Here is a 1,275-nt window from a genome sequence, read left to right on the forward strand (position 1 = left end):
TGGACTGCCCGCGATGATTGGTCCGGTTGCATGATTAGCTGATCCGCATTTCCGATGCCAGCCTGGGCGGGAGGCGCAGCGCAGCGGAGCCGAGCGACCAGGCTGGCATCTTGATCGTTTCCGGGGCCGGTGGGCGGTAGCCAAGACTGCTGTGCGGCCTTAGCCGGTTGTAATGATCACGCCACCAGCCGGTGACGCAGCGGACCTCCTCAAGGCTGTAGAAGATCTCGCCATTGAGCAGCTCGTCACGCAGACGGGCGTTGAAGCTCTCGATATAACCATTCTCCCAAGGGCTGCCGGGTTCGATGTACAGGGTGGTGACGCCGAGCCTACCCAGCCATTCCCGCACCGCATGAGCGACGAATTCGGGGCCGTTGTCGGACCGGATATGCTCAGGCGGACCATGTTCGATGAACAGATCGGCCAGCACGTCGATGACGTCGTTGGATCGGAACCGCCGGAGCGGCACCATCGCCAGGCACTCCCGGCTGAACTCGTCGATGATGTTGAGCACCCGGAACTTGCGTCCGTTGCGCGTCTGGTCCTCGACGAAGTCATACGACCACACATGCCCGCGATGCTGCGGGCGCAGCCGGATGCATGATCCATCGCCCAACCAGAGTCGACGTCGCTTCGGCTGCCTCTTCGGCACTTTGAGACCCTCCCGCCGCCAGATCCGCTCCACCACCGATAGGCTGACCTGCCAGCCTGCGTGGCCGAGCAAGGCATGAATGCGGCGATAGCCGTACCGGCCATAATCCTTGGCCAGCGCGACGATATCGGCCGTCAGACGCCGCTCGTCGGCATCATCTTTCGGACGATGTCGCTGTGTCGAACGATGCTGGATCAGAACACGGCAGGTCCGCCGCTCCGATACCGGAAGAACACGACGGACCTGCTCGATCGCCTCGCGGCGACGGGAGGGGCTCAAAAAGTCAGCTTCGACGCCTCCTGAAGGATCGCTTTATCCAGCGCGAGGTCTGCAACCAGCTTCTTCAGCTGTGCATTCTCCCGCTCCAGATCCTTCATCCGACGCACCTGGTCGACCTTCAGGCCACCATATTCCTTACGCCATCTATAGAGCGTCTGTTCGGCAATCCCGATCTGCCGGCAAGCCTCGACGGCGGTCCCGCCCCGCCCAACAATCACATCCACTTCACGCAGCTTCGCGATGATCTGCTCCGGCGTAAAACGCTGACGTCCCATATAATTCTCCAATCCGTTCGCCCAAACGGGCTCTCTTCAGAATTGGACCAATTTTCTCAAGGCAGACCA

The 1,275-nt window shown here is 61.2% G+C and carries 1 protein-coding gene; it reads right to left on the reverse strand.

What is annotated here, in order from left to right; translation table 11 throughout:
• Nucleotides 1-34: 34 nt before the first annotated feature.
• Nucleotides 35-1,206, reverse strand: a protein-coding gene (locus tag B5X82_RS26135) for an IS3 family transposase (protein ID WP_377266715.1) whose coding sequence is annotated in 2 segments (ribosomal slippage) — nucleotides 35-933 and nucleotides 933-1,206 — 1,173 coding nt in all. Because the reading frame shifts where the segments join, the coding sequence is not laid out codon by codon here.
• Nucleotides 1,207-1,275 lie beyond the last annotated feature (69 nt).

This window comes from Rhizorhabdus histidinilytica, from assembly GCF_900167915.1.
Lineage (GTDB): Bacteria > Pseudomonadota > Alphaproteobacteria > Sphingomonadales > Sphingomonadaceae > Rhizorhabdus > Rhizorhabdus histidinilytica.